The sequence below is a fragment of the Rubneribacter badeniensis genome (assembly GCF_002899695.1).
GTDB lineage: Bacteria > Actinomycetota > Coriobacteriia > Coriobacteriales > Eggerthellaceae > Rubneribacter > Rubneribacter badeniensis.
Genome location: NZ_PPEL01000143.1, coordinates 1 through 4,605, shown reverse-complemented (window position 1 = coordinate 4,605; position 4,605 = coordinate 1). Strand labels below are relative to the sequence as shown.

The 4,605-nt window shown below is 66.1% G+C and carries 3 protein-coding genes; 1 reads left to right on the top strand and 2 read right to left on the bottom strand.

The genetic code is table 11. The features are described from left to right. Positions 1 to 258: 258 nt before the first annotated feature. Positions 259 to 1,182 (bottom strand): ATP-binding cassette domain-containing protein, encoded by a 924-nt coding sequence (locus tag C2L80_RS13200; protein WP_239939029.1) that lies wholly within the window; start codon positions 1,180 to 1,182, stop codon positions 259 to 261. Next, positions 1,183 to 2,841, bottom strand: coding sequence for an ABC transporter permease/substrate-binding protein (locus tag C2L80_RS13195; protein ID WP_239939027.1), 1,659 nt, complete (start codon positions 2,839 to 2,841; stop codon positions 1,183 to 1,185). Between the two features lie 342 nt (positions 2,842 to 3,183). On the opposite strand from C2L80_RS13195, the gene C2L80_RS13190 reads away from it, so the two are divergent. Further along, positions 3,184 to 4,530 carry a citrate/2-methylcitrate synthase gene (locus C2L80_RS13190; RefSeq protein ID WP_103263361.1) on the top strand — a complete coding sequence of 449 codons (1,347 nt, stop codon included), beginning with the start codon at positions 3,184 to 3,186 and terminating at the stop codon, positions 4,528 to 4,530. Positions 4,531 to 4,605 lie beyond the last annotated feature (75 nt).

The following is a 4,605-nucleotide window of genomic DNA, read 5'->3' as shown; positions in this document are numbered from 1 at the left end:
GGGGGGGGGGGGGGGGTGGGCAACGGCGTGCGCGAGGTGCGCGGACCGTCAACACGGCTGTCGGCCTTGTGCGCGGAGGGTGTGGGCAACGGCGTGCGCGCGAGGCATGCGCGCGGACCATCAACGTGGCCCTGGCCTCGCGCGCGGGGGCTGGCAGTGGGCCGCAGCTGCGGGCGGCGGGTGGATGTGCGAGGAGACGAGGGCGAGCGCATGTCGCTTCCGGCGCTCTGCGTGATCGGCGTTTCGGGCCGCCGTCTGCTAGCTCAGGTACGCCGCCCTTCGCTTCGCAACAAGCCTGTCGACGAAGGGCACGGCGGGAGCGCTCAGGATGTCGTGCGGCGAAGCGTACTGGACGGCGCGCCCGGCCTCCATGACAAGCACGCGATCGCCCAGGTAAAACGCCTCGTCGATGTCGTGCGTCACGAACAGCACGGTGATGCCCGTGCGCTCGTGGATGCGCTTGAGCTCGTCTTGCAGGCTGCTGCGCGTGATGGCGTCAACGGCGCTGAACGGCTCGTCCATGAGCAGGATGTCGGGGCTTGCCGCCAGCGCACGGGCGATGCCAACGCGCTGTGCCTGACCGCCCGACAGCTCGGCGGGGTATCGGGCGCGCATGGTGGAAGGCAGATCGACGAGGTCCATCCACTTCTTCACTGCCGCGTCGGTGCGTCGGCGGTCGTGCTTGTTCAACAGGCTGGGCACGAAGGCGATGTTCTGCTCCACAGTGAGGTGGGGAAACAGCACGCTGCCTTGGATGGCGTATCCCACGGAGCGGCGCAGTTCGACGGGGTCGAGCTCCGACGTGGCGCGCCCCTGCACGAACACGCTGCCTTCGTCGGGCATGACCAGCGCGTTCACCATCTTGAGAAGCGTGGTCTTGCCGCATCCGGAGCTTCCGATGACGGTGACGAACGAGCCTTCCTCTACGGCGACGCTCACGTCGTTCACGGCGATGCTGCTCCCGAATCGTTTGGTTGCATGGTGGAACGCGACGGCGGGCGGGTCAACCCGTCCCGCACCCGCGCGCGGCATGTCGCTCCGTCCCGCACCCGCGCGCGGCACGGCGTTCCGTCCCGCATCCGCGCGCGGCATGCCGTTCCGCTCCGCACCTGCGCGCGGCGTGTCGCTCCGTCCCGCTTCGGCGCGCCCCGCTTCGGCGCGCATGCTCTCAAGGCGCTCCATCTACATCAGCCCCTTCGCGACAAGGAACTCCTCGGCCACGGCGCGCGGTTCGCGGCTTTTCGTTTCGACCTCGTTGTTCATGCGCGCCATCTCCTCATCCGAAATGGCTCCGTTCAGCTTGAGCAGTTCCTCTTGCAGCTCGGGGTGCGCGGCGAGCGTGTCGAGGCGCACGACGTTGCCGCACCGGTAGGACGGATAGAAGCCGCGGTCGTCCTCGAGCACGACAAGGCGCTCGTCGGCCACCTGTCCGTCGGTGGTGGACACGACGATGGCGTCCACCTGCCCCTCGAACAGCGCGCGGTACTTCAAGCTGATATCCATGTCGCGCGTGCTGCCGAAGTTCATGCCGTACGCCTCTTGCAGTCCCGGATAGCCGTCCTGCCGGTCGAAGAAGTCGGGTTCCGCGCCGAGGCGCAGCCCGCCCGCCGCGCGGGCGAGGTCGGAGTACGTGCGCAGGTTGTGGCGCTCGGCCACATCGGCGCTCACGGCCAGGCCGAACGTGTTGTCGAAGCCGTACTGCCCCACCCAGGTCAGCCCCAGCTGCGATTCGTATTCCTGCTGCATCGTGTCGAACAGCGATTCGTCGTACGTGTCCTCGTGTTTGAGCACGGCGTTCCAGCCGGTGCCCGTGTACTCGGGATAGAGGTCGAAGTCGCCGCTTTCGATGCCGGGTTCGATGTTGGCCGTCCCGCCGCCCACCCCTTGCGTGAGCTCTACGGTGAGGTCGGTGTCGCGTTCGATGAGCAGATCGAGCATCTCTCCGAGGATGTACTGCTCGGTCATGGGCTTTGTGGCGATGCTGATGACGGCGTCGCTGCCCGCCGCACCCGGTCCATCCGATCCACCCAATCCACCGAGCGCGTCCAGTGCGTCTCCTCCTCCGCGTTGCGCGAGGGCGAGCGCGCCGCCCGCCACGAGCATGATCGCCGCAAACGCGCCGATGGCGGGGGCGAGGCGCGTTCTGCGTGCGCGCATGCCCGCCGGCGCATGTGCGGGCCTGCGTGCGCGCGTCCGTTCCTTCGACGGCTCGAGGTGGCGGCGCGTCGCCTTCTCGGCGATGCTCAGCAGCGCATCCACCGCAATGGCTAAAAGCGCGATGAGCACGCTGCCCGCCAGCGTCATCGCCAGGTTGTTCGTCGTGATTCCGCGATAGATGGCCACGCCCAGGCCGCCCGCCCCGATGAAGCTGGCAATGCCCGTCAGGGCGATGGTCATGGTCGCCATGGTGCGGATGCTGCTCATGATGACGGGCGCGGCCAGCGGCAGCTCGATGCGGTACAGCAGCTGGCGATCGGTGGAGCCCATGCCGCGCGCCGCTTCGACGATGGCGGGGTCGATGGCGGCGAGGCCGGCGTAGGTGCCGCGCACCATGGGCAGCAGCGCGTACACGGTAAGCGCCACGACGGCGGTGAGGTCGCCGATGCCCGTGACGGGGATGAGGAATCCGAACAGCGCGATAGACGGGATGGTGTACACGAAATTCACCAGCGCGAGCACGGGCTTCGCCCCGCGGCGCCACTGCGCGATGGCGATGCCGAGCGAGAGGCCGATGACGGCTGCCAACGCGATGGACACGAGCGAGAGGCCGATATGCTGGGCGAGCAGGTCGAAGAACCAGCCGCGTTTTTCGACGAGCAAGGTGAGCATGGTTTCGATCAAAAGGTATCCTCGCTTTCGACGCGTGGCACCATTGTAGGGAAGCGCCGCGGGGCTTCGGGGAGTGAGCGCGCGCGTTGTCCAATCGTCATCCCCTGGCGAAGCAATGGCCATGTGGGTTGCGCCGTTCTCCGACGCGCTTCCCCACGCACGCGGTGCCTCCCTGTGTTTTCGCCGAGTAACCGGCGCTCGTTCATTGTGCGGCGAGGCGCAGCGCTTTATCATAGGGAGAAAGACGTATGCTCCCTTTGCCATATTCGTCAGAAGCCGCACGATCGGAAGGGCGGCCGTCACGTACATTTTGAAAGAGGGGCCGCGCCCATCATGCGGCAGGAAGGATGCGCCATGGCCAGCGAAAAGCAGATCGCGTTGTACGAGAACTTCAAGGCGATCAACTCCATCGAGGCGGCTGAGTACGAGCAGTTCGACGTGAAACGCGGTTTGCGCAACGCCGATGGCACGGGCGTGGTTGCTGGGCTTACGAACATCGCGAACGTGCACGGCTACGTGGTGTCGGACAACGAGAAGATCGCTGACGAGGGCCTTTTGCGCTACCGCGGCTACGACGTGTACGACCTGTTGGACATCGAGGCGGCCGATCGGCGCTTCAACTACGAGGAAGTCGCGTACCTGCTGCTCATGGGCGAGCTGCCCACGCAAGAGCAGCTTGACCGGTTCGTCGCGGCGCTCGACGCCGAGCGCGAGCTGCCCAACGGGTTCACCGCCTCCATGATCATGCGCGACACCCCGCCCGACATCATGAACGTGCTCGCGCGCTCCGTTCTCCTGCTGTACGCCTACGACGCTCATGCCGAGGAGCGCTCGGCGCATCACGAGATCGCCACCGCGATCTCCCTCATCTCGCGTTTGCCGCGCATCATGGTGCTCACGTACTACGCGAAGCGCGCCCGCTACAACAACGAGTCCATGATCATGCACCGTTTCATCCCGGGGCAGTCCACCGCCGAGACGATCCTGTCCATGCTGCGTCCCGACCGTCAGTTCACCGCCGACGAGGCGCGCATGCTCGACATCATGCTGTGTTTGCATGCCGAGCACGGCGGCGGCAACAACTCCACGTTCACCACGCGGGTGCTGACCTCTGCCAACACCGATCCTTACTCCACGTATGCCGGAGCCATCGGCTCGCTGAAGGGCCGAAAGCATGGCGGGGCGAACCACCAAGTGCTGGCGATGCAGGAGGAGATCAAGCGGAACGTCAAGCAGTGGGACAACGACGACGAAGTCGCCGCCTACTTGGCGAAGATCGTCAACAAAGAGGCGTTCGACAAGACGGGCCTCGTGTACGGCATGGGTCATGCGGTGTACACGAAGTCCGACCCGCGCTCCGTCATCTGCAAGAAGTACGCGGAGAAGTTGGCGGTGGGCACGGAGTACGAAGCCGAGTTCAACCTGCTCAAGAGCATCGAGCGCTTGGCACCCGAGGTCATCGTGCGCGAGAAGGGCACGGGGAAGGACATGTGCGCGAACGTGGACATGTACTCCGGGTTCGTGTACTCGATGCTGGGCATTCCCGAAGATCTGTTCACGCCGCTGTTCGCTTGCGCGCGCATGTCCGGCTGGGCGGCGCATCGCTTCGAGGAGATCGTGTCCGGCAAGCGTATCATCCGTCCTGCGTACAAGAGCGTGCGCAAGGGCAAGCGCGCGTACGTGTCGATGAGCGAGCGGTAAGGCCGCTGCGCACGGCGCGGGGGCGTGGCCCTGTTGCGGAGATGCAGGGCGTGATGGGGGCGTTTGGGGCGGGAC

Bases quoted from the DNA above. Each gene is read 5' to 3' on its own strand.
- C2L80_RS13190 (WP_103263361.1), top strand. From the start codon at position 3,184: ATGGCCAGCGAAAAGCAGATCGCGTTGTACGAGAACTTCAAGGCGATC.
- C2L80_RS13200 (WP_239939029.1), bottom strand. From the start codon at position 1,182: ATGGAGCGCCTTGAGAGCATGCGCGCCGAAGCGGGGCGCGCCGAAGCG.